This is a genomic window from Saccharibacillus brassicae (assembly GCF_006542275.1).
Taxonomy (GTDB): Bacteria; Bacillota; Bacilli; order Paenibacillales; family Paenibacillaceae; genus Saccharibacillus; species Saccharibacillus brassicae.
Map to the genome: position 1 here is coordinate 3,862,952 of NZ_CP041217.1, position 25,422 is coordinate 3,888,373.

The 25,422-nt window shown below is 61.9% G+C and carries 21 protein-coding genes and 1 riboswitch; of the genes, 13 read left to right on the plus strand and 8 right to left on the minus strand.

The window, feature by feature from the left end; translation table 11 throughout:
* Positions 1-138 precede the first annotated feature (138 nt).
* The gene (locus FFV09_RS15970; protein WP_141448751.1) at positions 139-2,148 is read left to right on the plus strand and encodes an McrB family protein; all 2,010 of its coding nucleotides are present in this window, start codon (positions 139-141) and stop codon (positions 2,146-2,148) included.
* A gap of 198 nt (positions 2,149-2,346) precedes the next feature.
* Here FFV09_RS15970 and FFV09_RS15975 read toward each other — a convergent pair whose 3' ends face one another.
* Positions 2,347-3,492 carry an NADH:flavin oxidoreductase gene (locus tag FFV09_RS15975; protein WP_141448752.1) on the minus strand — a complete coding sequence of 382 codons (1,146 nt, stop codon included), beginning with the start codon at positions 3,490-3,492 and terminating at the stop codon, positions 2,347-2,349.
* Positions 3,493-3,783: 291 nt separating this feature from the next.
* On the opposite strand from FFV09_RS15975, the gene FFV09_RS15980 reads away from it, so the two are divergent.
* The 3 genes from FFV09_RS15980 to FFV09_RS15990 all read left to right on the plus strand — a co-directional run bounded on the left by FFV09_RS15980 (position 3,784) and on the right by FFV09_RS15990 (position 6,161).
* The gene (locus FFV09_RS15980) at positions 3,784-4,392 is read left to right on the plus strand and encodes a TetR/AcrR family transcriptional regulator (protein WP_141448753.1); all 609 of its coding nucleotides are present in this window, start codon (positions 3,784-3,786) and stop codon (positions 4,390-4,392) included.
* A 52-nt stretch (positions 4,393-4,444) separates the two neighbouring features.
* Positions 4,445-4,921 (plus strand): MarR family winged helix-turn-helix transcriptional regulator, encoded by a 477-nt coding sequence (locus FFV09_RS15985; RefSeq protein ID WP_342782060.1) that lies wholly within the window; start codon positions 4,445-4,447, stop codon positions 4,919-4,921.
* 217 nt (positions 4,922-5,138) lie between these two features.
* Positions 5,139-6,161, plus strand: coding sequence for an NADH:flavin oxidoreductase/NADH oxidase (locus FFV09_RS15990; RefSeq protein ID WP_141448754.1), 1,023 nt, complete (start codon positions 5,139-5,141; stop codon positions 6,159-6,161).
* Between the two features lie 102 nt (positions 6,162-6,263).
* Here the strand turns inward: FFV09_RS15990 and FFV09_RS15995 are convergent, their stop codons facing one another.
* Positions 6,264-6,776 (minus strand): hypothetical protein, encoded by a 513-nt coding sequence (locus FFV09_RS15995; RefSeq protein ID WP_141448755.1) that lies wholly within the window; start codon positions 6,774-6,776, stop codon positions 6,264-6,266.
* 486 nt (positions 6,777-7,262) lie between these two features.
* On the minus strand, positions 7,263-7,667 hold the full coding sequence (locus FFV09_RS16000) for a cupin domain-containing protein (protein ID WP_141448756.1): 405 nt from the start codon (positions 7,665-7,667) through the stop codon (positions 7,263-7,265).
* A 155-nt stretch (positions 7,668-7,822) separates the two neighbouring features.
* On the opposite strand from FFV09_RS16000, the gene FFV09_RS16005 reads away from it, so the two are divergent.
* The 4 genes from FFV09_RS16005 to FFV09_RS16020 all read left to right on the plus strand — a co-directional run bounded on the left by FFV09_RS16005 (position 7,823) and on the right by FFV09_RS16020 (position 12,793).
* Positions 7,823-8,329, plus strand: a complete 507-nt coding sequence (locus tag FFV09_RS16005) for a GNAT family N-acetyltransferase (protein ID WP_141450498.1) — start codon at positions 7,823-7,825, stop codon at positions 8,327-8,329.
* A gap of 232 nt (positions 8,330-8,561) precedes the next feature.
* Positions 8,562-9,905: a cryptochrome/photolyase family protein gene (locus FFV09_RS16010; protein WP_141448757.1), complete on the plus strand. Its 1,344-nt coding sequence runs from the start codon at positions 8,562-8,564 to the stop codon at positions 9,903-9,905.
* A 5-nt stretch (positions 9,906-9,910) separates the two neighbouring features.
* Positions 9,911-10,909: a dipeptidase gene (locus FFV09_RS16015; protein WP_141448758.1), complete on the plus strand. Its 999-nt coding sequence runs from the start codon at positions 9,911-9,913 to the stop codon at positions 10,907-10,909.
* A 6-nt stretch (positions 10,910-10,915) separates the two neighbouring features.
* Positions 10,916-12,793 (plus strand): DUF2357 domain-containing protein, encoded by a 1,878-nt coding sequence (locus FFV09_RS16020; protein ID WP_141448759.1) that lies wholly within the window; start codon positions 10,916-10,918, stop codon positions 12,791-12,793.
* Between the two features lie 177 nt (positions 12,794-12,970).
* On the opposite strand, the gene abnB is transcribed toward FFV09_RS16020, so the two are convergent.
* Together abnB and FFV09_RS16030 are read right to left on the minus strand one after the other, a co-directional pair.
* Positions 12,971-15,382 (minus strand): arabinan endo-1,5-alpha-L-arabinosidase AbnB, encoded by a 2,412-nt coding sequence (abnB, locus tag FFV09_RS16025; RefSeq protein ID WP_141448760.1) that lies wholly within the window; start codon positions 15,380-15,382, stop codon positions 12,971-12,973.
* A gap of 360 nt (positions 15,383-15,742) precedes the next feature.
* Positions 15,743-16,048 (minus strand): hypothetical protein, encoded by a 306-nt coding sequence (locus FFV09_RS16030; protein WP_141448761.1) that lies wholly within the window; start codon positions 16,046-16,048, stop codon positions 15,743-15,745.
* 340 nt (positions 16,049-16,388) lie between these two features.
* On the opposite strand from FFV09_RS16030, the gene FFV09_RS16035 reads away from it, so the two are divergent.
* From FFV09_RS16035 to thiD, 4 genes are all read left to right on the plus strand, one after another.
* The gene (locus FFV09_RS16035; protein WP_141448762.1) at positions 16,389-16,649 is read left to right on the plus strand and encodes a YesK family protein; all 261 of its coding nucleotides are present in this window, start codon (positions 16,389-16,391) and stop codon (positions 16,647-16,649) included.
* 70 nt (positions 16,650-16,719) lie between these two features.
* A riboswitch (TPP riboswitch) is annotated at positions 16,720-16,824 on the plus strand.
* 148 nt (positions 16,825-16,972) lie between these two features.
* Positions 16,973-17,638 (plus strand): thiaminase II, encoded by a 666-nt coding sequence (gene tenA / locus FFV09_RS16040; RefSeq protein ID WP_141448763.1) that lies wholly within the window; start codon positions 16,973-16,975, stop codon positions 17,636-17,638.
* Positions 17,639-17,696: 58 nt separating this feature from the next.
* Positions 17,697-18,539 (plus strand): hydroxyethylthiazole kinase, encoded by an 843-nt coding sequence (gene thiM, locus FFV09_RS16045; RefSeq protein ID WP_141448764.1) that lies wholly within the window; start codon positions 17,697-17,699, stop codon positions 18,537-18,539.
* The gene (thiD, locus tag FFV09_RS16050; protein ID WP_141448765.1) at positions 18,536-19,471 is read left to right on the plus strand and encodes a bifunctional hydroxymethylpyrimidine kinase/phosphomethylpyrimidine kinase; all 936 of its coding nucleotides are present in this window, start codon (positions 18,536-18,538) and stop codon (positions 19,469-19,471) included. The genes thiM and thiD overlap by 4 nt, the downstream gene beginning before the upstream one ends.
* Before the next feature lie 793 nt (positions 19,472-20,264).
* Here the strand turns inward: thiD and FFV09_RS23845 are convergent.
* The 3 genes from FFV09_RS23845 to FFV09_RS16060 all read right to left on the minus strand — a co-directional run bounded on the left by FFV09_RS23845 (position 20,265) and on the right by FFV09_RS16060 (position 24,311).
* Positions 20,265-20,411: a hypothetical protein gene (locus tag FFV09_RS23845; RefSeq protein WP_170315053.1), complete on the minus strand. Its 147-nt coding sequence runs from the start codon at positions 20,409-20,411 to the stop codon at positions 20,265-20,267.
* A 137-nt stretch (positions 20,412-20,548) separates the two neighbouring features.
* Positions 20,549-23,056, minus strand: a complete 2,508-nt coding sequence (yicI, locus tag FFV09_RS16055; protein ID WP_141448766.1) for an alpha-xylosidase — start codon at positions 23,054-23,056, stop codon at positions 20,549-20,551.
* A gap of 220 nt (positions 23,057-23,276) precedes the next feature.
* Positions 23,277-24,311: a LacI family DNA-binding transcriptional regulator gene (locus tag FFV09_RS16060; protein ID WP_141448767.1), complete on the minus strand. Its 1,035-nt coding sequence runs from the start codon at positions 24,309-24,311 to the stop codon at positions 23,277-23,279.
* A 242-nt stretch (positions 24,312-24,553) separates the two neighbouring features.
* Here FFV09_RS16060 and FFV09_RS16065 point away from each other — a divergent pair, with 242 nt between their 5' ends.
* The gene (locus FFV09_RS16065) at positions 24,554-25,264 is read left to right on the plus strand and encodes a metallophosphoesterase (protein WP_141448768.1); all 711 of its coding nucleotides are present in this window, start codon (positions 24,554-24,556) and stop codon (positions 25,262-25,264) included.
* Positions 25,265-25,422: the final 158 nt, after the last annotated feature.

Here is a 25,422-nt window from a genome sequence, read left to right on the forward strand (position 1 = left end):
GCAAGCAAAGCCGGACAGGCCAGAAAACCCTTCCGCTTTTGCCGCATGGGGATAACGTCTATAATGGAGGAGAGGGGAACGGAAGAACCGATACGGACGTTCCGATTATCAATCCCATGACCGGAGGAATGCCGCACCATGATCAAACAAAACGGAAGCTGGTGGACCGACGACCGCATCCCCGGCCTGATCGCGCGCAAGCAGGTCGACGGATTCCTGTTCGGGCACGGCTTCGAGATTCCGCCCGATTTCCATACGGACTTCGCCGAAGCGAGCGGCGGCGCCCTGCCGAACGTCGGCGAGAGCAGGCCGATCCGTCTGCTGCACGAGAACGGCGGCGAATACGCCACCTACGAGGCGCGCCTGGAGCACTGGCGCCTCGCCGTGCCGGGCGGCACGTCTTCGCTTGAAGTTCGCTATGACTCCAACAAAGAGTTGAAGCAGTTCCTGCTGTCCGCCTTCTCCTCCACGTATCTGGAAGTGGAGGAGTGGGCGACCCGGCTGTCCAGCCGGCCGGGCAGCCCGGACGATCTGCGCGTGCACGGCCGCGAATACGGCCCCGCCGGCGTCTATGCCGCCGCCGCGGAGGCGCGCGGGGCCGGCCCCGCCAGAGAGGCGGCTTCCGGCAGCCGCCGCATTCCGCCGCGCGGCGAAGCGGCGGCGAAGGGCGCCGTGCGCAGCCCGTTCGATACGCCGGATGCGTATCTGCCGCGCGAAGACCGCGCGGAATACCTGTACCTGTACCGCACGGACACGCCGTTCACGTATCGGCTGGAGCTGCGCCCGCTCGGAGGCCGGGAGACCCGGCCCGCGCACTTCTTCGTCGCGGAGACCGGCGGCGAGTATTTGCTTGCCCCGCCGGCTGCCGGCGATCCGGGTTCCGGCGAAGACGCCGGTTCGGCCGGTCCCGCGCCGCCGACGATCCCGGATCACGAAGTACGCGCCGCGATCGCGGGCGCGGCCGATTATATCCGGCAGCGCGGCTTCTCGTTCCCGGACGGGCTCGTGCAGCATTATTATCTGTCGCTCAAGACGCGGCCGTTCGTTATTCTCGCCGGCATCTCCGGCACGGGCAAGACGCAGCTGGCGCGGCTGTTCGCGGAAGCGCTCGGCGCAACAGCCGAGAACGGGCAGTTCACGCTTATTCCGGTGCGCCCGGACTGGAACGATCCCGCAGACCTGATCGGCTACAAAGACCTGTCCGGCGTCTTCAAGCCCGGCCCGCTGACGCTTGCGCTCAAGGAAGCGTCGCGTCCGCGAAGTGCGGACAAGCCGTACTTCATCGTGCTGGACGAGATGAATCTGGCGCGGGTCGAACATTACTTCAGCGACGTGCTGAGCCTGATGGAGACGCGGCGCCGGACGCTTTTGCCCGATACGCACGCAGATGCCTCCTCGCCCCCCGCCGGCGAGATCGTCACGCAGCCGCTGCTGCCGGAGTCGATGTTCGAACGGGAAGCCGACCGAGCGGCGTACGGCAATCTGCGTATTCCCGGCAACGTCTACGTGATCGGCACGGTCAATATGGACGAGACGACGTATCCGTTCAGCAAAAAAGTGCTCGACCGCGCCGGCACGATCGAGTTCAACCAGATCGACCTCATGCAGCTGCCGCAGCTGCGCGCCGAAGCGCAGGAAGAAGCGCGGCCGCTGCTCGCGGACCGGCATCTGCTCGGCGGCGACTATCTCCAGCTGGTAGACGCGATGGAAGAGTATGGGCAGCTGATTCGGCGCACGGCGGAAGAACTGGCGCAGATCAACGGCATGCTGGAAGAGATTCAGGCGCATGTCGGGTTCCGGGTGCGGGATTCGGTCTGCTTTTACCTCATCTATAACGAGCGTTTCGGTCTGATGACCCGCGCGGAAGCGTTCGACGGCCAGCTGATGCAGAAGATCCTGCCGCGCATCCAGGGAAGCCGACATTCCGTCCAAAAAGTGCTGCTCGATCTGCTGCGGCATGCGCTCGGCAGCGAAGCGTCCAAAGCGTTCGACTGGCGCGAGCTGGAAGATTCCGCGGAAGACGTGTACGCCGGCCGGCGCAGCCGCGAAAGCCTCGCCGCCGCCCGCTATCCGCAGAGCGCGCGCAAACTTTCGTATATGCTGCGGCGGATGGACGAAGACGGCTTCACGTCGTATTGGCTGAGCTGAGCGGGGCAGGAAGCGGTCGCGGTGCAGGCGGCGTCGCGACCGAACGCGGGAACGGGAAAGATCGGGAGATTGTGGGAGAAATCGGGAAGGATCGGGAGGGATAGGCGCGGCTCCGCTTCGCCGAAGCCGCGAATAGATCGTAAAAACGTCCCTGCCGGGTAGGTATCCGGCAGGGACGTTTAAGTAGCAAGAGAAAGATCATTGCAGCGTGCCGAGCGACGCCGGATCGAACGCGGCCAATTCGGCTGCGCGGCCTTCGCGGATTTTGCGCGGCCACAGCGGATCGGCGAGCAGCGCGCGGCCTACGGCGACGAGGTCGAATTCGTCTTCGCCAAGGCGCCGCAGCAGTTCGTCGAGACCGACGCTGTCGGCGCCTTGTCCCTGATACGCGTTCAGGAACTCGTTGCTCAGGCCGACGGAGCCGACCGTGATGACCGGCTTGCCGCCGAGCCGTTTGGCCCAGCCGGCCAGATTCAGCGGGGAGCCTTCGAATTCCGGTTCATGGAAGCGGCGGGTCGAGCAGTGGAACAGGTCGGCGCCGGCGTCCGCCAGCAGGCGCAGCGTCTCGCCGAACTCTTCCGGCGTCTGCCACGGCCGGGCCGCGTAATCACCCTGCTTCCATTGGGAGAGGCGAACGGCGATCGGAAAGTCCGGTCCCGTCTCGGCGCGGATCGCGGCGATGATCTCGACCGCGAACGCGGCTCTGCGCGCGACGCTGCCGCCGTAGCGGTCTTCGCGCCGGTTCGTCCGGTCCCAGAGGAACTGGTCGATCAAATAGCCGTGCGCGGCCTGCACTTCCACGCCGTCGAAGCCGGCGCGCCGGGCGTCCGCGGCGGCCCGGGCGAAAGATCGCACGACGTCGTCGATCTGCGGCTGCGTCATCGGTTCGCCGGCGGGGCTGCCGGCGAGATCGAGCCCGGACGGACCGAGGGAGGGCGCGTCCGGACTTGGGCCGGAGCCGGCAGGGCGCGCCATGCCCATATGCCACAGCTGCGGGAAGATGACTCCGCCGGCTTCGTGCACCTGCCGCGTCACTTCGGCCCAGCCGTGCAGCGCTTCTGCGCCGTGCAGCGCCGGCACGACTGTCTCGCTGACGGCCGCCGGATGGTCGATGACGGCGCCTTCCGTAATGATGAGGCCGACGCCGTTCTCGGCGCGGCGGCGGTAATAGGCGGCGACGTCGGGACCCGGCACGCCGCCGGGCGAGAAGCCGCGCGACATGGCCGGCATAACGAGGCGGGATTGCAGGCGAAGGCGGTCGGTCAAAGCGTAAGGCTGAAACAGCGGCTCCGCGGAGCGGCCGGAATCGGGCGTAGGGTAGGCTGGATGATGGGTATGGGTCATGGAACAAACACCTCCGAAAAGTTGAGGCTGCCGCCGCTGTTCGCGATCGACTGCGAACGCGGAGCGCCTATGCCCCCAAGCTTACCGGCCGTCAAGTCTTCCGCTCAACCGACAAAAGAAGCGATCTGTCGCTTAAACGCTGTTTGAGAGGGATTGTCGGGGAGATACGTGGAAAATGCGGGAGCGATCTGGAGAGTTTGCCGGAAGTCCGGCTGTCGGCGGATGCGCCGCGTCTTGTGAGTCGGGCCGCATTTGCCTATAATTTGGAGTACCGGGAAGGAGAGTGGCCTCATGTCCGGCGTATTCATGCCGAATCCGAACGATCCGCGGGTGATCCGCACGCGCCGATTGTTGATCGACGCGTTCGGCAAGCTGCTGCACCATAAAGATTTCAATCAGATCACCGTGCTCGACGTGGCGCGGGAAGCGACCGTTAACCGGGCGACTTTTTACGCGCATTTTCAGGATAAATACGCACTGCTGCAAAGCTATCTCCAATTCGCGTTCGACGCCTATGTGCCCGAGCGGATCGATCCGCGAGGCGGATTGACCGAAGACGCGGTGCGCCGGATGATCGTGTCGCTGTGCGACTATCACCGGGACTGCGCCCGATGCGTCAAGCGATACGACTCGATCGCGCTGCTGATGGAAGAAGACATTCGCGCCCAACTGGAAAAGTTCGTCCTGCGCATGCTGCTGCCGGGCGAAGGAGAACCGTCCGCGCTTGACGCGGCCGACGAATCGCTCCGCACGGAAGCGACGATGATCGGCTGGTCGATCTACGGCCTGACGTATCGCTGGCACCGCGAAGGCCAGCGCGAACGTCCGGAAGAACTCGCCGCCCGCGCGTCGGGGTTCGTCCCGAGCCGGGCGCCCCGCGCTGGCGCGGCCTCGGATTAGGCGGTATAATACAAAAACATCTTTTCTATTCCAAGCAGACGAAACAGGTGAAATGATGCAATCGAATGTATCGAACGGAATTTTGAATAATTGGCTGGAACTCGCGAATATCGGCGCCGCGATCAACCATCGGCTGGAAGAAGCGCTCAAGGAAGAACCGGGGCTGTCGCTGAACGAATTTTACGTGCTGCATTTTCTGTCGTTGAACGACGAGAAAAAGCTTCGCCTGCAGCAGCTTCAGGAGCGCGTCGGCTTGAGCCAGAGCGCCCTGTCGCGCCTGGTCGTGCGGATGGAAGCGCCGAGATGCGGCGCGCTGCGCCGCAACGTCTGCGAAGACGACCGGCGGGGCGTATACACGGAAATGACGGAACTCGGCGCGGACAAGCTTGAGCGGGGCCGCCGGATCGTCGAGCAGGTGCTGGAGGCGGCGGTTCGTTCGGGCGAACTGCCGGCGGAGCTGCAAAGCTTCATGAGCCGGGGCGCTGTAGGGAATGCCGGAAGCGAAGGAAATGCCGGAAATGCCGAATAAGCGGTGCCGGAGAGGCAGCTGTAGATAAGCGGCTTCAGGAAAAGGCCGGAGCCGGGGCTTCGGCTTTTTTTGGCGGCGCAAGCGGGAAGGGCAGGATGCAGTAGAGGGTGGGCGAAGATTGACAGCGGAAAAAGAATGCGCTAAATTATATGTATGCGCATGTATCTATAAAGAAGGTTTATAAAGAACCTCTACAAAGAAATCGAGGCGATTCTTCATGAAAAACTTGTTCAGTCCGTTTACGTTGAAAAACCTGGAATTGAAAAACCGCGTCGTCATGCCGCCGATGTGCCAATATTCCGTGGAGCAAAAAGACGGCGTCGCGACCGATTGGCATTATGTGCATTACGTCAGCCGCGCGGTCGGAGGAACGGGCCTGATCATCGTCGAGATGACCGACGTGGAACCGGACGGCCGCATTACCGACCACGATCTCGGCCTGTGGTCGGACGAGCAGATTCCCGCTCTTCGGCGCATCGTCGATGCCGCGCACGCCCACGGCTCGAAGATCGGCATCCAGATCGCGCACGCCGGACGCAAAGCGGAAGACGCTGCCGTACCGGTCGCGCCGTCCGCGATCGCGTTCGACGAAGGCTGGAAAACGCCGCGCGCCCTGACGACGGACGAAGTCCGCGGCATGGTCGGCAAGTTCCGCGACGCGGTGGAGCGCGCGGTTCGCGCCGGCTTCGATACGATCGAACTGCACGGCGCGCACGGCTACCTGATCCATCAGTTCCATTCGCCGCTGACGAACCGGCGCGACGACGAATACGGCCAGGACCGGACGCGCTTCGGCTGCGAGATCATTCGCGCCGCGCGCGAAGTCATGCCGGCGGACATGCCGCTGATCATGCGCATCTCCGCCAAAGAATACGTGGACGGCGGCTACGGCATCGAAGAGAGCCGGGTGTTTGCCGCAGCGTATCTGGAAGCGGGCGTCGATCTGTTTGACATTTCTTCCGGCGGGGAAGGCCCGATCGGTGCCGGCGGCAGACCCGGCACGCATGCCGGCTACCAGGTGCCGCTCGCTCGGGCGATCCGCGAACATCTGAACGTTCCGGTCGCGGCCGTAGGCCGTCTGGACGACGCGATTCTGGCGAACGCCGTCATCGGCAACGAAGACGCGGACCTGGTCGCGGTCGGCCGCGGCATGCTGCGCAATCCGTATTGGGCGCTGGAAGCGGAAGCGACGCTGAAGCTGCCGTCCACCGCGCCGAAGCAGTACGGCGGCGGATTCTGACGCAGCTGCATCACGCAATCGATAACCGGCAAAAAGGAGGTCCCCGAAGGGACCTCCTTTTTCTGTGCGGCGTTCGTTCTTTTTGCCGCGCCGGGTTCGGGCTTAATCGTCCAGGTTGACCGTCGAAAGGCCCGGCATGCCGGACTTGGACGGGGTGAACCAGAGATCGCCGTCGTCGATCGAAGCGCCTTTCCAGTTCACGAACAATTCGGCAAACGAAGTGTCGGCGAGGTTCTCGCGCACGTCATCCGTGAAGATCCGGTTGTAGTTGTTCAGGAATTGGGCTTTATTTTTGATGACCATTTTCTTGTTGGACGCGTCGTCGTCGTGGTTGTAGACGGTCAGCGGGTAATGCACGCGCGCGGCTACGCCGGCTTTGTCGCCTTTGGCGACGGCACGTTTCAGGTTGGCATAGAAAGCCTTGAAGTTGGACGCGCTTTTGAATCCGGCGACGTCAACCAGCTTGTTCTCCACGCCCGCCGCTGCGGTCGAGGCGGAAGCCGATATCGACGTTACGGGTCCGGCAGCCGGAGCGGCCGAGACCGGCACGGCAATCGCTGCGGCCAGCAGGGTCGTTGTCGCCAGGGCGGTTGTTTTTCTCCATCTGTTCTTCATGGGGTCTACCTCCGTTGTCAGACTGCTGCTTTTTTTTTCGCAACTGGAAAGCTGTCGAAAAATAAGCAGGTGTGTCAGATTGGCTGTACCCTATGCTTTTGGACGAAACGGAGCCAACTGAATCATCCGCTATCCCGAGTGCGAGAGAGCGGTGAACAGTCACCAATCAACCGGATCGGGCAAAATAAATGCGAGAGAACACTTATTTTCCGCAAATCAGCCGTTTTCGCTCAAATAGCTGCGAGAGAACCGTTATTTGTCGCGCAGGGAGGGAAGTCGGCTGAGAACGGGCAAAATAAGCGTCGCTGCGCACTTATTTTTTTCTGGCATGACGAGGCGCACCGAATAACTGTCGTGAGGCAGTTATTTGGTTATTTGGTTATTTGGTTATTTGGTAGTTCGGTGCACCGCCGACGGGTCGATCCGCTTACCAATCCGCTTACCGATCTGCTTACCAATCCGCTCACCGATCCGGCCGTCCCCGCTTTACTCGCCCAACCTGCCGTAAGCTTCGTCGTCTACCGGCTCCAGCCACTGCGTCTCGCCGGGCGTCAGCGCCAGATGGACGAACCAGCTGTCTTTGTTCGCTCCGTGCCAATGTTTGACATGCGGCGGGATATTGACGATATCGCCGGCTTTGAGAGGCTGCGCCGGTTGGTTCTCTGCCTGGTACCAGCCTTCGCCGCCGGTCACGATCAGCACCTGGCCGACTTGGTGGGTATGCCAGTTGTTGCGGGAACCGGGCGCGAACGTGACGCTGCCGATCGCAGCATTAAGCGGGGAGCTGTCGGTGAACACCAGGTTGAGATAGGTCTCGCCGGTAAAATAATCGTTGTCGATTTGGCTGCCGAGCGGGAATAACCCGCCGCCGTTCAGTTCTTCGTAAGCCATAGTGTATCGCTCCTTTTTCAAAAATGTTGTATTTGCACGTAAATAGACTTCCTCGACGAGTTTGGCTATACTGGAAAAAAGTTTGGAATCCGCCGCGAATCGCGCGCTGCCCGAGAGGATGAATGATATTGAACCCATTGAACCCATTTAACACATTGGACACGAAAACGGTAACCGTCACGACGCACGAAGGTTTGGAGCAGGCTTTTGCGATTCGCAGAGACGTATTCGTCGCGCAGCAGGGCGTTCCGCTGGAAGACGAATTCGACGAATTCGATACGCTTGACGGCCGCTGCCGCCATCTGCTGATCCTCAGCGGAGAAACGGCGGTCGGCACGGGCCGGATTCGGGCCGTCGACGGCGCGGGCAAGCTGGAACGGATCTGCATCTCGGCGCCGTACCGCAAGCATGGCATCGGCCGCATAATCCTGAACGGATTGGAGCGGCTTGCCGCCGGGCAGGGTCTGCGCCGGGTCAAGCTGCACGGCCAGACGCAGGCGAGAGGCTTCTACGAGAAGCTCGGCTACCTCGCCGCGTCGGACGAATTTATGGAAGACGGCATTCCGCATCTGCTGATGGTCAAAGAGCTGCCGGACCCCGCGGCTTCCGCGGACCCGAAGGAACGCGCGGATTCGGCACAATCCGATCCGTTTCCATTATAGAACCGAAGTCCCGTCGGCGTCACGGCCCGCGGCAGCATTAGGCAAAGGATCGGGACGATCGGGCTTATGAACGGCCGGGTTTCTTTTTCCCGCAGCGTTCTACCGTTCGTCTTCGATCGCTCTCCCGCGCGTTCCCGCCGCCCCGATCGTCGTTCGAGTTCCGTTTGGGGCCGCGCTCGGGTAATATAGGGGGACTACGTATTTACTCAACGCCGGAAAGGGGCACGCCCGATTGAAACTGTTCATTCACCGCAAAGACCTGCGCACCGAAGATCTGGCAGCTTTCGACTATGTGCGGGAGGCCGGGGTTCCGGTGATGCACCTGCTGATTCTCGATCCTTTTCTGCTGCAAAAAGACCGGGACAAGGAGCACAGCGGCGTCAATTTCCTGCGTCACGTCGCGCGTCTGCGCAAGCTGTACGACAAAGCGGATCGCACGCTGCACGTCGTCCACGGCGATCCGGCGGAAGTGCTGGACTGGCTGCTGCGCGAGCTGCAGGGCAGCGAAAGCGAGATCGACGAAGTGGTGGCGCACCGCGACTTCACGCCTTACGCGCGCGAGCGCGACCGCAAAATGAAGCAGGCGGCAGACAAGCATGATATTCCGTTCACGCTGCTCGTCGACTCGCTGATGATCGACACGGAGCGGTTCGCCGAGTTCACCGGCAAAGACGGCCATTACAAAATCTTCGCCGCGTTCCACAAAAAGTGGCTGGAGTATCTGTCCCACGCGCCGAATGAACCGTCTTCGGTCAAGCTTGACGATCTGGAAGAAGGGAAGGCGAAGCCGGACTGGCCGAAAAAGTTCGATGTGCCGCAGAGCCTGGCCGAACACGAGCCGGCGGACGAATGGGAAGAGAAGCTGACTCCTTTTCTGGAAAACGATATAGCGGAGTACGGCGACAAGCGCGACTATTACCCGGAACTGCCGGCAAGCGGCGTCAATCCGCACGTGAACGCCGGCGCCGTCTCGCTGCGCGAGCTGTACGCCCGGGCGATCCGCCGCCAAGGCAATGACGAATGGGTGCGCCAGCTCGCGTTCCGCGATTTCTACTATTATCTGGCGATCTACGACAAAGACTATTTTGCCTATGAGAAAAAATACGATCTGTCTGCTTTGACCGACGAACATTTCGAGCGCTGGGCCAAAGGCGACACGGGCATTCCGGTCATCGACGCGGCGATGCGGGGGCTGAACGAGACAGGGCTCATGCCGAACCGGCTGCGTATTCTGTGCGCGATGTTCCTCACCAAAAACCTTCAGTGTCCGTTCACGCTCGGGGAAAATTATTTCCGCCGCAAGCTGCTTGATTACGACAACGTGCAGAACCGCGGCAACTGGCTGTGGTGCGCGTCGCTGGGCGCCAATTCGGCTCCGTATTTCCGCGTCGTGAACCCGGTGACCCAGTCCGAGAAATACGATCCGAACGGCGAGCAGATTCGCGAATGGCTGCCGGAGCTTGCGGACGAAGACGTCAAGACGGTGCACAAGCCGAGAAAAGACGCGATCGTCGATCTCAAAACTTCCCGCGCGGAGGCGATCGAGACGTACAAAGCGATCGTGAACGGAGGCTGAACGAGATGCGGATCATCGACTTGCACGGCGACGCATTGGCCAAAATCGAAGCTTCGCGCGGCGGTTTGTCGTTTGCGGACGCGCCCGAGCTTGCGACGAACCGGCAGCGGCTGAAGGAAGGCGAGATTGCCGTTCAGGGCTTCGCCGTATTCGTCGATCCGGCGCTGCCGGGTTCGATGCGGTTCCAGTCGTGCCTGGACCAGATCCATTATTTTTACGCCGAGATTCTGGACAAGCATGACGACATGACGCTCATCACGGACTGGCCGCAGATCGCGCAGCTTGCGGATGGACAGACCGGGGCACTGCTCACACTCGAAGGCGTGGACCCGATCGAAAACGATCTCAAACGGCTGCATCTGCTGTACCGGCTGGGCGTGCGTTCGGTCGGGCTGACGTGGAATTACGCCAATCAGGCGGCCGACGGGGTGCTGGAACCGCGGGGCGGCGGGCTTACGACGCTCGGCCGGGACATCGTGGCGCTGAACAACCGCTACCGCATGCTGACCGACGTCAGCCATCTGAACGAACGGGGATTCTGGGAAGTGCTGGAGCTGGCCGACTATCCGGTTGCGAGCCATTCCAACGCCCGCGCGCTGTGCGACCATCCGAGGAATCTGACCGACGAACAGGCGCAGGCAATGTTCGGGCGCGGCGCGCCGGTGCATGTCGTGTATTATCCGGAATTCGTGCGGCTGCAAAAGCGTTCGGCTGCGGAAAAAATATCGGCCGGACCAGGCGCTTCCGTCCTCGCGGCGCCGGGACCGGTCACGATCGCGGACGTAATCCGGCATATCGACCATCTGTGCGCGCTCGGCGGCGAACGGCATATCGGCTTCGGTTCGGACTTCGACGGCATCGACGCGACGCCCGAACGGCTGGAGCACGCGGGACAGACGCAGAATCTCATTAACGAACTGCTGAAGCATTACGGCGAGGAGCAGGTGCGGGGCTTTGCCTACGGCAATTTTGCGCGTTATGTGTCGAAGATCGGAAAGGACTGAAATATCATGACCTCTTATCGGTCGGCTGCTCCCGATTCGGGCACCGAGCTGCTGCGGATCGAGAGCGACCTGTTCGAACTGTATATCGCCGGGGAGCCGCTGCACGAGACGGTCGAACGGCTGGCGCTGCATCGGGGCGCCGACCAAGGGGAGCGTCTGACCGCGACGTTCGACGTCGCTGCGAGCTCGCCGCGCCTGACGGGCTGCACGGTGGCGCTGTTCTCGCCGGAGAGCGGCAAGCTTGAGCAATGGGAAGCCGGCAGACCGGCTTATCCGTGCTTCTACGAGACCAAATCGTACGAACTGACGCTGGTCAAAGCCGATCCGTCGCTTGAGCTGACTTTTCATCATGAAAATGCCAATCTGCGGCGGCGGATCAAGCCGAGAGGGCGCAACGTGCTGTCCGGGGCGCTCGATTTCGGCAGCGAGATCGGCGAGAGCCGGCTGGAGATCCGGTTGAACGGCAGGCCGCTGCTGGTCGTCACGATCGAAGTGTTCCCGGCCAAGCTCGATTACCGGCGCGATTATGCGCGTCTGGTCGAAGAAGTCGGCGAAGAAGCCTATGACCTGGCGTTCGATTTCCTGCGCCGGACGTATCGCCCGGCGCAGGAGCGGGAGACGCCGCGGCAGAGCCTGGCGGAATTCCACGCGATTTTGCGCCGCATCTTCGAGCGGATCGAGAGTGCCATGGCGCGGATCGCCAGCCATCCGCATCACCGGCTGGAACGCGAGCACCGGCTGGTCGAGAGCGGGCGGGTGCGCCGGGCGGATCGCTCGGGGCTGGAAGATCTGCGGCGCCATCCGCACCGGCTGCGCCCCGACGAGCGCGGCTGGCTCACGCTTGATGTGCGGCAGCCGCAGGCGGGGCGCGGCGTCGGCCCGTCCGGCGAAGAAGCGCAGCCGGTCCGCTACGCGCCGACCCATCTGCGCGAGACCCGGCGCATCCTCTCGGCCGATACGGACGAGAACCGGTTCCTGCGCTGGATGCTGGAGCGGACCGAGCGCCGGGTCGAGGCGCTGCGCCGCGAACTCAAGCGCAGCCGGTCCGGCCGCGATCCGCTGCTGGACCGCGAGCTTGCGCGGATCAAGCGCCGGATCGGCGTCATGCTGGACGCCGATTTTCTGCGCGGCGCCGCTCCGCTGCGGCGCGTGAACGTCAGCCTCGTGCTGCAAATGGCACCGGGCTACCGCGAGATGTACAAGCTGCATCTGCTGCTGCTCAAAGGACTGTCCATGCGGGAAGGACTGACGCGGCTGTCCGTCAAAGACACCGCACAGCTCTACGAATACTGGTGCTTCCTGAAGCTGCACCGGCTGCTGGCGAGCCGCTGCAGGGTCGTGCGCCGCCAGAGTCCGGAGATCGACCGAAGCGGCCTGTTCCCGTCGCTGATCCGCGGCGGCCGCTCGCGGATCGAATACGAACATCGCGCAAGCGGCGCGCGGCTCTCGCTGCTGTACAATCCGTCGATGCTGGGCCGCAGCCGCCCGACGACGGAGCAGAAGCCGGACCTGCTGCTGACGCTGGGCCGCCCGGACAGGGCGGAAGAGACCAGCTTCGTGCTCGATGCCAAATACCGGATCGACCCGGCCGTCCCCGGCAGTTCCTACGCTTCGCTGTATCATGCGCCGGGTCCGCTGGAAGAAGACATCAACGTCATGCACCGCTACCGCGACGCCATCGTGCGGCGCAGCGGGGAGAGCGGGCAGTACGAACGCAGCGTGGCGTCCGCCTGCGTGCTGTTCCCGTACGCGGACGAAACGGAGTTCGCCGGCCATCACTTCTACCGCAGCCTGGACAAAGTGGGCGTCGGCGCCCTGCCGTTCCTGCCCGGCTCGACGCGGCTTGCGGAACGGTGGCTGGACGAACTGCTGGATACGAACTGACAAAAAGCCCACGGCTTTCGCGGCAAGCGCGAAAAGTCGTGGGCTTTTTGGGAACGGTCGATGAATGGAACAGACGATGACCGGAGGATGAGATCAATGCTGCTGCCGGCGTTCGTCCGAACTTACGCCGGAGCGATGTCCCGCCGCTCCTTCAACTCGCCGGCCGACTTGGCCGCCTTACTTCGCCAGCGCCGCGATCTCCGCGGCGCTCAGCGCCCGGTCGTACAGCTTCACTTCGTCCAGGCTGCCGCCGAAAAAGGCGTCCGAAGCGAAGCGGCTTTTGCCGAGCCAGGCTTCGCTTGCGCGCACGTCGCGCGGGTCGTAGGTCATCTCCGCATTGGTGCCGGCGGCTTGGCCGTCCACGTAGAGCGTACCGGTGCTGCCGGCGATCGTGACGGCGACATGCACCCATTTGCCGGTCGGCAGCGGAGCCGCGCTCACGATACTTTGGTCTTTGCCGTCGCGGTGGATCGTGAACTGGGCGCCTTTGCCCTGCGAAGGGGTCAGGAACATATGGCGGTCCAAGCCGCTGCCGAAATCGAGCACGCGCTGCCAGTCGGCGCCGCCGTTCCATTTGACCCAGCCGGCGAACGTGAAGTCCTGCGCGTCGGCGACGGCGCCCGGCAGGTTCACGTAGCCGTCTTTGCCGTTCAGCACGGCGGCTTTGCCGCTTTTGCCGCCTTTGACGTACGACGCGCCGTTCTCGAGCGTGCCGTTATAGCCGTTCGGGGAACCGTCTTTGAGCCGGTTTTTCGAAGCGTCTTCGAAGCCGTACGCGGCGATCAGCGGGCTCTGCGCCCGGGCCGGTACGGTCAATTTAAAAGACTTGTTTTTCCGCGCCTCGCCGTTCGTGATCGCCGCCGTCAGCGTGACTTTGGCGTCCTGTTTTCCGGCGGCCGGACGGGTAACGACGCCGGCGTTCGAAATGACGGACGGGTCCGACGACGTCCACGCGATCTGCGTGCCTTCGGTGCCGGCAGCCGGCAGCGTCAGATCGTAATACGTATCGCCGGCAGCGTTCAACTCAAGCGCTTTGTCGACGGCGGATACGGCGACTTTGGCCGAGGCTTTGCCGGTCTTGGTGCCCCATACGCTTGTGCCCGCCGCGGACAGGGCGCTCAGCGTCAACGTGCGCTCGCCCGATACCGGATGGGTCCCGCGGAGAAACAGTCCCTTGTACACGACCCCGTTCGTCGTGATCGTGACCCGGTTTTCGCCTTCGAGCTTCCACGTACCGGAGGCCGCCCCGGCAAGCGTGCCGTCGGCTTTGAGCGTCACGGACACGTCGGAGACGATGTCGGCGCTGATGGCTTTGCCCTGCGCGATCCAGCGGTAGTCGCCCGGAATCTCCGCGGCCTGCACTTTGGCCGACGCGTCGGTCTCGCCCGCATAGCGGTACGGCGCGACAACCGGCCAACCGTCCGCGTTCATGAACATTTCGTGCACCCGGATCTCGTGCTGCTCGCCGCGTCCCGGGAAGCGGGAGTGGAAAATGAGGAACTGCTTGCCCGTCTTCGCGTCGTAATAGGCGGAGTTGTGTCCCGGAGAGACGGCGCCGAAGCCGACGCCGGTACCCGGATCGCCGAGCTTGCGTTCGAACAGGTAGTTGCCGATCAGCTTCACGCCGTACGGTTCGATCGAATCGTCGTCGAACAGCGGCTTCGACGGGTCGGACTTCACGTTGGTCATATCGTTGCCCTGCGCGTCGAGGAACGGACCGTCCGGCGTCTTCGAGCGCATGACGCGCACGTTGTAGCCGCCAACCGCGTCCAGTCCGCCGAACGACAGGTACATGTAGTAATAATCGGTCTTCGGGTTATACAGCATGTACGGACCTTCGATCCGGCTGTGATTGCCTCCGATCAGCTTCTTGCCGTAGCCTTGGCCGGGCAGCTGCTTGCCGGTCTTCGGGTCCATTTCGAGAATGAAGATCCCGCCGGAATACGAACCGTAGACCATCCACAGTTTGCCGTTTTTATCGAAAAAGACGTCCGGGTCGACCGCGTTCGGATGTTTGGTCGCATCGTAGATCGTGCCGTCTTCGCTTTTCTGGTCCCACATGCCCGATTTCAAAATGATGCCCGTATCCTTGTACGGACCTTCGACTTTGTCCGAGACGGCGATTCCGAGCGCGGAACGCGGGGAGTCGCCTTTGCACGCATTGTAATACATGTAGAACTTGCCGTCCGCAAGCTGGATAACGTCGGCCGCCCACAGCGTATCGGTCTGCGCCCAATCCAACGCTTCCTTGAGCTCCGTCTTGACGTTGGGAATGATCGGGTTGGTATTCGTCACGCCGGATGCGATCAGGTCCCAGTTCATCAAGTCTTTCGACTTGGCGGCCGCGAGATGCGAGCCGAATACATAGAAGGTGTCGCCGACTTTGATGACGGACGGATCATGCACGGACGCTTCGCGGAAAGTCGGGGCTTTGGCGTTGAACGTCGGAAACTGTACCGCTTGGCTCAGCGCTGCGGCGGGAGAAGCGGCAGCCGCGGCGGGCGGCGACAGGACATCGGCGGACAGGGGAAGCAGCAGAGCGGCGGTCAGGGCGGTGACGCCGGTTTTTACCCAAATTTTTCGGTTCATACATAGTCTCCTTCAGAACATTTAGTAAATTAATTTGTTAATCAAGATAGAACAATGAAGGACATGGTTTATGGAAAAAATAACTTTGATACCGCTTACACCGAATAATAAACCGAAAACGACTCTCTTTTCAAGTCTTAATTTACGGTCTGCTAAAATTTGTCGATTATAAAATAAACATTATGGTTAATCTATAAGAAGGGTGAACCGTTTTTTGTTTGGCAAAGAAAGCCTGAAGGTTTTGGATCTTATGTCTATAACCACACATGCCAAAAAGCCCCGAATCCCGGCTGCCCGGGGTTCGAAGCTTCATGCAGCGGTAGCAAAGCGGTAAATGCGCTCCGTGCTTAGTCCGCGGCGTCAGCCGACGGCGGGAAACGGATTATGCTTCAGGCAGACGAGCGTCACGTACCCGTCATGCACGGACACGACAGCCCGCGTCGTACGAACGCCGTATAAAATATAGGAGCAGCCGTTGTCGCGCCGTCCTTCGTATTTGTCGATGCGCCGCGGCGTGCGGAGGAACTCACTCAGCATCTCGTCGTCGAAATGGGCGCGTTCCATGTCCCGTTCCGCACGTTCGGTCAGCAGCAGCCGATTTTGCTCCAGCGCCTCCTTCAAATGTGCCGCAATCACTTCCGAGTCCACTCCACCAGATTTGATCATCCGTAAGCCTCCTTTTGCTTTTGTGCGTGTTCGCTTTTTCGCTGTCTCGCTTTAATGAGTGAATGGTTTTGCTTAGACTCTATTTTGCACAAAAAAGATTGTTTCGTAAAGAAGTTTAATAAACCACCAGTCAAAAAGTACGGAATACCGCCGTTCGTCGCCCGCTTGGTTGACGCTGCGTCCTTTTTTGTTTAAGCTGGAATTCGTTGTGTCCGGGCTGCGTGCCGCGGACCGAGGAGCGGGTCGATATCGCAACATTAACAATATTTTCACTTCTTCAAAAGGCACTTGTGCTATCCTCGTGTGCAAGGAGGTGTTCGAGCTGAGCGGCATCGTGTTTGTGGCAGCATCGACGTTTATCATCCTGATGAGCGCTTCATACTTGATCTACAAAAAGTTTCCTTATCAGCAGCAGCTGGCGTATATTCCTTCGGGAGCGTCTCTGCTGGCGAGCTTCATGATGATTTTTACGAGTTTTGACTTGAACCGGCTCGACGGGTTGACCGCAAGCGCCCTGGGTATCGCGCTCGGAACGGCGAGTCTGGCGGCTTTTATGTGCTCGCCGTTGATCGATCACTATTTGCGCTACCGGCAGCATTGACAAGAAGGCGCGGCGGAGATAGAGTAGACACGTAACCTGACCCGCCGCCTTCGGGCGTCAATCGAATAGCATGATCCACTGGGGGAGCCGCTGCGCGGCTGAGACAAGAACAGCTCTTGGACCCTTTGAACCTGATCCGGCTCGTACCGGCGTAGGGAAGTGGAGCCGGACCCCTGTTTCGGACAACGACAAGTTTGTACTTTTGATGCATAAACGGGAGCCGCTCCATTTCGGAGCGGCTTTTTTTGCGCTTTCATTCGGGGGAACTCCGCGGTGGACCTTGCTTTTCGCGCGGGAATCCCCTTATTGGAGGTCGATGATTCATGTCTTTTACCGAACAGCTTCGCCGCGGGGCGGACCCGATCTATGAAGCGATTTTCAAGCATCCGTTCGTCCGCGGCATCGCGGAAGGCACGCTCCAAAGCGAACAGTTGATTCATTACGTCAAGCAGGATTTCGAATATCTGAACGCGTACATGCGCATCTACGGCATCGCGATCTCCCGCTGCGAACAGCGCGAGCATATTCAGATGTTCAACGAACAGATCGCTTTTATCCTCAACAGCGAAATCCATCCGCACCAAAACTTCTGCGAGCGCGCCGGCGTGACGTACGAAGAGATGCAGGGCTATCCGCTTGCCCCGTCGGCGCACCATTACACCCGCCACATGCTGAACGCGGCCCATGAAGGCACGCTGGAAGACATTCTGGCGGCGCTGCTGCCGTGTCCGTGGACGTACGCGGAGATCGGGCAGCGCCTGCTGGACGAAGTGAAGCCGGGTCCGGAGCATCCGTTCTACGACTGGATGCATTTCTACGGCAGCCGCGAAGCGGGCGTGACGGACAAGATGCGGGAGCTGCTCGATCAATGGGCGGAGCCGCTGAGCGAAGCGCGCAAACGCAAACTCAAAGAGCAGTTCGACGCCAGCTGCCGGCTGGAGTACATGTTCTGGGACATGGCGTATCGCCTGGAGGAATGGCCGGTCTAGGTCTGGCCGGGCGTACACGCGAAGCGGATGTCATCACGAAATCGGGAGGCTGACGAGGATGGAACAGGAAATGGGGCAGCTGCTGCGGCGGCTGCGCAGCGAACGGCCGCTGGTACATAACATCACGAATACGGTGGTCACGAACTTTACGGCCAACGGCCTGCTGGCGCTCGGTGCGTCGCCGGTCATGGCTTATGCGCGCGAGGAAGTCGCGGACATGGCGCGCGTCTCGGGCGCGCTGGTGCTCAATCTCGGCACGCTGACGGCCGAACTGGTCGAAGCGTGCGCGATCGCGGGCCAGGCCGCCAACGAAGCCGGCGTGCCGGTGCTGCTCGACCCGGTCGGGGCGGGCGCGACGCCGTACCGCACGGAGTCCGCGCTTCGGCTGCTGCGCGAAGTGCGGATCGACCTCGTGCGCGGCAACGCCGCGGAGATCGCGCATCTCGTCGGCGAGATCCGCGAGATCAAAGGCGTCGACGCGGGCGGGCAAGCCGGCGGCGCGGCCGTGGACCTGGCCATGCGGGCCGCCGCGAAGCTCGGCACGGTCGTGGCCGTTACCGGCCGCGAAGACGTCATCACGGACGGGACGGCCGGTTACGTCGTCACCGGAGGCGACGCGCTGCTCGAACGGGTCACGGGAGCGGGCTGCCTGCTCACTTCGGTCATGGGCGCGTTCCGCGCCGTCGAACGCGACCGGCTGCGGGCGGGCGCTGCGGCGCTTGCGCTGTACGGCGTCGCCGCCGAAGCGGCAGCCGCAGCCGCGGGCGGGCGCGGCCCGGGCAGCTTCCAGATCGCGTTCCTCGATGCGCTGGCCGCGCTGGACGAGGCTTCCGCGGCAGCGGCTGCGAACGCGGTACGGCGGATAGCGATTGCGCCCGCAAGCGCCGGAGGTGCGAGATGACGGTATTCAGGGCGCTGACGATCGCCGGCTCGGACAGCGGGGGCGGGGCCGGCATTCAGGCCGACCTGAAGACGTTCCAGGAACTGGGCGTCTTCGGCATGTCGGCGATTACCGCCGTCACCGTGCAGAATACGCGGGGCGTGCGCGGCGTCTATCCGATGACGCCAAGCGCGGTAGGCGAGCAGATCGACGCCGTCGGCGAAGATCTCGGCGTCGACGCGCTGAAGACGGGCATGCTGTTCGACGCGGCAATCATCCGCGAGACGGCCGAGCGAATCGCGGCGTTCGGCTGGAGCCGGGTCGTCGTCGACCCGGTCATGATCGCCAAAGGCGGCGCGGAGCTGCTGCGCGCCGACGCGATCGAAGCCATGAAGCGGCATCTGCTGCCGCTGGCGTACGTCGTCACGCCGAACATCCCCGAAGCGGAGGCGCTGTCGGGCATGACGATCGCCTCGATGGCGGATCGGCGCGAAGCCGCGCGGCGCATCGCCGCTTACGGCGCGAAGATCGTCGTGATCAAAGGCGGCCATGCCGGGGAAGATTCGGAGGCGGGATTGGGCGCCGGCGGAGCACGGCGAGGAGAGCCGGGGGAGAGAGCAGGCGCCGGCGGGGCGCGGCGGGAGGAGCCGGAGGCGGGAGCGGGCGCCGGGCGCGCTTCACGCGTCGTCGATCTGCTCTACGACGGGCGCGACTTCGAAGAGCTGAGCGGCCCGCGGATCGCGACGCGGCACACGCACGGCACGGGCTGCACGTTCTCCGCCGCGATCACGGCGCAGCTCGCCCTAGGCGAAGACGTTCGCGACGCGGTACGAACCGCCCGCGATTTTATCCAGGCGGCGATCGAAGGCGCGCCGGCTCTCAATCTGGGCGGCGGACACGGCCCGACGGACCATTGGGCTTACGCCCGGCTGCGGGCGGGATCGACCCGGTAGCGGCATGCGGAGCCTCGCGTCCGGCCGCTCATTGCACACAGAAACCCGGTTCTCCGTGTCGGAGAATCGGGTTTCTTTTGGCGTGCTCGGTTTCTTTTCCAGTGTAAAGAAAAGGGTATGTGCGACATTCCGCCCTTGCGCGTTTTGCGCCCTGCGGAATCTTTTTGCGGACCTGCGCGCCTTTTTGAACACGTAACGAATCCTAGCAGCGCTATTTGCCGATTTTTCGTGTTTTTAGCAAACTAACGAATCCTCCTATCCTTATTGGGCGTGAAAACGCCGTTTTAGGCCGATTTTGAGGCAATAGCGTGATGACGATTCGTTAGTTTGGATAAAAGCGCGTAAATAGGCAAATAGCGTGATCAGGGTTCGTTAGGCGCTTGCGACAGGCGGGTTTGTCGACAATGGGAGCGGATGAGCGGCTTGTCCGCTCTTTTTGCTGCACCGACAACGCATAGGGACAGACGGACAAAACGAAATCCCGGCTTCCGGCTGCATAAGCGGCCGGCGCCGGGATAACGAAGGTAAGCATACAAGCAAGCGACCTGCCTACCTGTAAGTAAAGCATGCGCCCTGCATGCGGAGCGAGCCGTTCGAGCCGTTCGAGCGAATTGGCGCCGCCGAGCCGAAGCCGGTGACGCCCTATGTAGGCGATAGATAGAAATAAGCGGCGTATAGACTCGCGTCGGATAAAGCCAAAAAGGCCGATCTGAACGGTCGATCCTTTCGATCCTTTCGATCCTTTCGATGCAGCCGATCTTTTCCATGCAGTCGATCCAGAGCATGCGGTCGCTCAGTCGAGAAGCGTCGGCATGGACGAATGCGACGGGGTACTGTTGACGGCGAGCGACGCGGCTTCGCGGCTCCAGCTCCAGGCGCTGAGCAGCAGCAGGCCGGCGGCCAGCACGACCATCCACTTGTTTTTGTTGCGGTTCGGCATAAGATCCTCCTTGTGATGGAATAACACGCAAACCGCTTGAAGCGATTTACAGGCTCATGGGTTCCGGTCGAGTTCCATTCTAAAGCACGTTCGCGCTGAAAGCTATGAAATCCTTCTCCATGCCGCCGCGCCGCCGGTCAAGACTCCGGCAGCCAGACGGTAAATCTGCCGCTCTCCGCGTCCGGAGTCAGGACGATCGAAGCGTCTTCAGCCGACGCTTCCGCGCCTTCGACGGATTCGATCGCCGAGATGCCGCGCAGCACAAGCTTCCACGTCGTGGACTTGTCGCCGCTCGGCGCGCTGCCTGCGCCAAGCCCGTCCGGGCTCGGCGCCCGTGTCCCTTCCGCGGCCCTCTCCGCGATTCTCCCCGCGTTCCCTTCCGCAGCCCACGCGGCGCCTTCCGCAGCCCTTGCCGCGTTTCCTTCCGCGGCCTTCCCCGCGGCCCTCTCCGAGCACACCGTCAACACCCGCCCTGCGCGGCGCACGACGACCGTCAGTTCCGGCCGGCGGACCGCGGCGCCTTCCGTTTCCGCCGCATAGATCGCGGCGCGGGCTTCGTGCCCGTCTTCGAGCGCGAACAGGTGCAGCTCCGCGCCGTCGACATAGTCGTAATCCGGCCGGGCTTCGTTCGCGCCGAGCGCAAGCAGCGTGTTCGGCCGCACAAGCAGCGGCAGGCCAAAGTAGTCGTAGCGCTCGCGCCGCCAGCGGCCGCCCTGTACGTCTTCGCCGGTGAGCAGATGCGTCCAGCGTCCTTCCGGCAAATAATACAGCGCTTCGCCGCGCTCGTTGAAGATCGGCGCCACGAGCAGCGATCCGCCGAGCATGTACTGGCGGTCCAGCTCTTCGCAGGCGGGATCGCCGCCGAATTCGAGCAGCATGGCGCGCAGCATCGGCAGCCCGTCGTTCGCCGCTTCGACGGAGGCGGCGAACAGATAGGGCATCAGCCGCATTTTGAGCTGCGTAAAATGCCGCAAGACCTCGCTCGCCTCGTCGTCGAACAGCCACGGTACGCGGTACGATTGGCTGCCGTGCAGCCGGCTGTGCGACGACAGCAGGCCAAATGCGCTCCAGCGCTTGTAAATGTCCGGCGAAGCGGTATTCTCGAAGCCGCCGATATCGTGGCTCCAGAAGCCGAAGCCGCACAGACCGAGCGACAGACCGCCGCGCAGACTCTCGGCCATCGAGACGTAAGACGCGGTGCAGTCGCCGCCCCAGTGCACGGGAAACTGCTGGCCGCCGGTCGTCGCCGAGCGGGCGAACACGAGCGCCCGGTCCCGTCCTTGGACTTCTTCCAGCACTTCGAACACGGCCCGGTTGTACAGCAGCGTATAGTAATTGTGCATCTTGACCGGATCGGAGCCGTCATGATAGACGACGCCTTCGCTCGGGATGCGTTCGCCGAAATCGGTCTTGAAGCTGTCCACGCCCATCTCGATCAGCGGACGCAGCTTGGACTTGAACCAGTCGACCGCCTGCGGATTCGTGAAGTCCACGAGTCCCATGCCGCCCTGCCAACGGTCCCACTGCCAGACGTCGCCTGCGGCGGTTTTGACCAGATAACCGTGCTCGGCGCCTTCCCGGAACAGGTAAGACTTTTGTCCGATATACGAGTTGATCCAGACGCAAATCCGCAGTCCTTTGGCTTTGAGCCGGTCCAGCATGCCCTGCGGGTCGGGAAACTGCTGCGTGTCCCAGCGGAAATCGCACCACTGAAACTCCTTCATCCAGAAGCAGTCGAAGTGGAACACATGCACCGGAATGCCGCGTTCGAACATGCCGTCCACGAAATGATTGACCGTGTCTTCGTCGTACGAAGTCGTGAACGAAGTGCTCAGCCAGAGCCCGTACGACCACGCCGGAGGAAGAGCGGGACGTCCGGTAAGCGCGGTATAATGGCGAAGCACGTCTTTGAGCGTCGCGCCGCCGACGACGTAATAGCGCAGCCGTTCGCCGGGCACGCTGAACTGGACCTTTTCCACCTGCTCCGAACCGACTTCGTACGACACCTTTTCCGGATGATCGACGAATACGCCGTAGCCGAAGCTCGACAGGTAGAACGGCACGTTTTTGTAAGCCTGCTCGCTGCATGTGCCGCCGTCTTCGTTCCACAGGTCGACGACCTGGCCGTTTTTGACAAACGGGGTAAACCGCTCGCCGAGCCCGTAAATGCGTTCGCCGACGCCCAGATCGAGCTGCTCGCGCATGTACGCGTCGTCCGCCGAGCGGATATGGGCCGGGCCTTTGCGTTCGCTGCCCGTCAGCCGGCGGTCTGCGTAATAGAATTGGGCGTTCCAGTCTCCGCTTTTGTGAATCCGCACGCTCAGACTGCCGCTCGTCAGCATCGCCGTCTCCGGGTCTTCGGTCACACAAACGTCGACGGAAGGGTCGGTGGACTTGGGAAAATGGGGCCCGCGCAGCCGCGTGCCTTCGTGATGCACCGATTCCACGCAGATCACGTCGGGCATGGGAGAGGAATACCGGAACGTGAGGATCGCCGTGTTGAGCGTATCGCCTCGGGCGACGATTTTTTTGCAGGCGGCGAACGCTTCGATCTCCCGCTCGCCGAGCGTAAGGTCGCGGACTTCCTGGGCCGCGTTAAGCGTCAAGCCGGAACGGACATGCCAATAGCCGTCGGTAAATTTCATGCAAAAGCCTCCCGGGATGCGCTGGGCAGAACGACCTGCGGCAGCGTCCTTTATAATAGTAGAAAAGAGAGAGCGACCATTGGGACTTTTGAAGGAAGTGCCTCAATGCTCGAATCTCGATCATCGAATGAGGGACGTTTTTCATTTTAGGGAAAAAGAAAGGATGTCCGCGCAAGGTGGACCTTCCCGCCAAGCAGACGGACGGACTCGGAGCTCTGTTTTAGACGTAATACTGCGCATTTTCCCGGGTCACGAGCTCCAGCTTGATTCTTTTCTCGCGCGGGTCGGGCTGTTTTCTCGACGCCAGGTATTCGAACAGCATTTTGACGATGCGGTAGCCTTGATTGAACGGGTCCTGACAGATGGTGGCCGTGACGACGTCGCGCTGCAGCGCTTCATGGATCTCGTCGTTCATGTCGTGTCCGATCAGCGCCAGACGCCCGGCCAGTCCGGCCGCTTCCAGATGTTCGGCGATCAGATGCAGCTTGGCGCTTGCTACGTAGACGCCGTCCAGCCCGTCGAAATAGTCGGCGAACGTCTCGAACGACGTGTATTCTTCCTGATCGACCTTCAGCGGGGCTTTGAGCCCGACGCCGGGATAAGTGCCGATCACCTCGCGGAATCCGGTCACTTTCTGCTGCATTTGAAGATTGGTGTACGACATGATGAGGCCGACTCGGCCGCGTCGGCCGATCAGCCGGCACAGCGTATCCGCGGCGAGGCGCCCGGCGACCCGGTAATCGCAGCCGACGTAGAACAGGCGCGAGCTGAGCGGAGAATCGCTGTTGAACGTGCCCACGGTCAGATTGCGGCTGACCGCATGGTCGATCACGTCGGTCATCTCCTGCGGATCGTTCGGGGAGATCGCGATCGCGTCGTACTCGCCGGAGTCGACCAGCTCCAGCATCTTCGTTTTCTGGTCGGTGAGATCGTAATCTTTGGAGCGGATCGTACGGACCTGCAGGCCGCAATCGCGAAAATCCCGAATGGCCGCGTCGATGCCGGTCTCGACCTGTTTCCAGAAATATTCCGGCAGCTCGGGGAACGCGACGGCCAACGAGACGCTGCGGCTGTTCGACGAAAAGCCGGCCGGGAGATCGGGCGCAGGCTCCATCTCGCGCACTTTGTCCATGACGAGCCTGACGGTCTCCGGCTTGACGCGGCCCCGATTGTTCAGCACGCGATCCACGGTAGCGACCGACAGGCCGACCTCGCGGGCGATCTCCTTGACGGTGGGGCGTTTTTTCGCATTCATGGCATCGAGTCCTTTGCGTGATTTTGGTAGCGCTTACTTCATTTGTCCAAAATGATAGCCCTTACGAAAAAAGATGTCAATCCGAAACGAGGGAAAAGCAGCGCGCGCCGCCCGGGAGACGCAGGGAGCGGGGATCGCGGCCGAAATGGTACAATGGAAACAGCAATGCCGGAAAAGAAAGAGCCGAAACGGAGCCGCGTGCCGCGCAGGGTGCAGACCAACAGAAGAAGGGGCGCATATCCATGAAGGAAGGACGCAAGCTGTTCGTTACCGATATCCACGGCGAATACCGCGGGCTGATCGAACTGCTGCGGGAGATGGACTACGACGGATTCACGGACCGGCTGACGGTCGGCGGCGACCTGATCGACCGGGGACCGGACAGCGCGCTGGTCGTCCGCTATTTGCGTATGCTGCAGCGCATACATCCGGAGCGGGTCACGGTGCTGACCGGCAATCACGAAGAGATGCTGCGCTGGTATTTGGAAAAGCGTTCGAATATGTGGCTTATTCACGGCGGCGCGGAAGCGCTGGCTAGCTTCGATCGCACGTTCGAAGACGAAACGGAGAGCCGGGCAAGCTTCGAGTGGCTGCTGGGCCTGCCGATGGTGGCGCAGGACGACGAATATGTGTACACGCATGCCGGATTTATGCCGGACCAGCCGCTGGACGCGCAGAGCCGGGACGTTCTGTGGATGACGGAACGCGAATTTTACGCGTATCCGGCGGAGTCGATCCTGCGGGCGACAGGCGGGAAAACGGTCGTGCACGGACATACGCCGTGCGAGTTCATTTGCTGTGACGGCGCGCGGCTGAACTGCGACCTCGGCTCGCATACGTATGCGATCGAGGAATCGCGCGGCCTGGCGCTGGTCGACCTGACGAACGGGGAATATGCCGTATATCGCGGCGGGACCGGCGACGTGTCGCGCCGCGTATGGCGGAAAGGGTGACAAGATTGGCGGGAGGTGGAGGGTCAGGCGGATTGCTAGGGGGCTTGGAGTGCTATAGCCACACTACTCACGCTATAGTGGCTGCAGCAGCTACAACACCTATAGCGCCTACAACATACTATCTACACGACCTACAGCCACAGCATCCGACTCGCGAA

Bases quoted from the DNA above. Each gene is read 5' to 3' on its own strand.
- FFV09_RS23845 (WP_170315053.1), bottom strand. From the start codon at position 20,411: ATGCCGAACCGCAACAAAAACAAGTGGATGGTCGTGCTGGCCGCCGGC.
- FFV09_RS16065 (WP_141448768.1), top strand. From the start codon at position 24,554: ATGAAGGAAGGACGCAAGCTGTTCGTTACCGATATCCACGGCGAATAC.
- FFV09_RS15980 (WP_141448753.1), top strand. From the start codon at position 3,784: ATGTCCGGCGTATTCATGCCGAATCCGAACGATCCGCGGGTGATCCGC.
- yicI (WP_141448766.1), bottom strand. From the start codon at position 23,056: ATGAAATTTACCGACGGCTATTGGCATGTCCGTTCCGGCTTGACGCTT.
- FFV09_RS16020 (WP_141448759.1), top strand. From the start codon at position 10,916: ATGACCTCTTATCGGTCGGCTGCTCCCGATTCGGGCACCGAGCTGCTG.
- FFV09_RS15995 (WP_141448755.1), bottom strand. From the start codon at position 6,776: ATGAAGAACAGATGGAGAAAAACAACCGCCCTGGCGACAACGACCCTG.
- FFV09_RS16015 (WP_141448758.1), top strand. From the start codon at position 9,911: ATGCGGATCATCGACTTGCACGGCGACGCATTGGCCAAAATCGAAGCT.
- FFV09_RS16030 (WP_141448761.1), bottom strand. From the start codon at position 16,048: ATGATCAAATCTGGTGGAGTGGACTCGGAAGTGATTGCGGCACATTTG.
- FFV09_RS16000 (WP_141448756.1), bottom strand. From the start codon at position 7,667: ATGGCTTACGAAGAACTGAACGGCGGCGGGTTATTCCCGCTCGGCAGC.
- thiD (WP_141448765.1), top strand. From the start codon at position 18,536: ATGACGGTATTCAGGGCGCTGACGATCGCCGGCTCGGACAGCGGGGGC.
- abnB (WP_141448760.1), bottom strand. From the start codon at position 15,382: ATGAACCGAAAAATTTGGGTAAAAACCGGCGTCACCGCCCTGACCGCC.
- thiM (WP_141448764.1), top strand. From the start codon at position 17,697: ATGGAACAGGAAATGGGGCAGCTGCTGCGGCGGCTGCGCAGCGAACGG.
- FFV09_RS15975 (WP_141448752.1), bottom strand. From the start codon at position 3,492: ATGACCCATACCCATCATCCAGCCTACCCTACGCCCGATTCCGGCCGC.
- FFV09_RS15985 (WP_342782060.1), top strand. From the start codon at position 4,445: ATGATGCAATCGAATGTATCGAACGGAATTTTGAATAATTGGCTGGAA.
- FFV09_RS16060 (WP_141448767.1), bottom strand. From the start codon at position 24,311: ATGAATGCGAAAAAACGCCCCACCGTCAAGGAGATCGCCCGCGAGGTC.
- FFV09_RS15970 (WP_141448751.1), top strand. From the start codon at position 139: ATGATCAAACAAAACGGAAGCTGGTGGACCGACGACCGCATCCCCGGC.
- FFV09_RS15990 (WP_141448754.1), top strand. From the start codon at position 5,139: ATGAAAAACTTGTTCAGTCCGTTTACGTTGAAAAACCTGGAATTGAAA.
- tenA (WP_141448763.1), top strand. From the start codon at position 16,973: ATGTCTTTTACCGAACAGCTTCGCCGCGGGGCGGACCCGATCTATGAA.